This window comes from Olavius algarvensis spirochete endosymbiont (assembly GCA_900608495.1).
GTDB lineage: Bacteria > Spirochaetota > Spirochaetia > DSM-2461 > DSM-2461 > UBA2779.
Genome location: UWYT01000126.1, coordinates 1 through 438, shown reverse-complemented (window position 1 = coordinate 438; position 438 = coordinate 1). Strand labels below are relative to the sequence as shown.

The following is a 438-nucleotide window of genomic DNA, read 5'->3' as shown; positions in this document are numbered from 1 at the left end:
AGTTTTACCTGTAGGAGGCACAAGTCCCGTGGGCGCCGCTTTAGCCGTCACACTTTGGCCAGAAGTATAAGTATCGGTATCTGTCGGCACGGTACCGCTCCCGCCATTTAAATCGTAGGTAACCGAATATGTTTTAGCGGCTAACTTAGAAGCGCCATCTGGCATAGAGCGTCAAACCACCACTGGGCATAGCTATGGTTCCACCTGCTGGAACATCAGTGCCTCCAATGACCTGAGTGCCCCAGCCAATAAAAGTTGTGCCGGCAGGAGGCGTAAGTCCGCCCATCGTTTTAGCCGTCACAATTTGGCCAACAGTATAAGTATTGGCATCTGTCGGCACGGTACCGCCCGCACCATTTGCATGGTAGGTAACCGAATATGTTCTATCAACCCATTTGGCATAGAGCGTCAAACCACCACTGATCATAGCTATGGTTC

General features: G+C 51.1%; 1 protein-coding gene. It reads right to left on the bottom strand.

The annotated features are described in order from the left end of the window. Positions 1–145 precede the first annotated feature (145 nt). Positions 146–438, bottom strand: a 293-nt coding sequence (locus S1OALGB6SA_RS03450; protein WP_148084014.1) for an InlB B-repeat-containing protein, incomplete at its 5' end; no start/stop codon positions are given.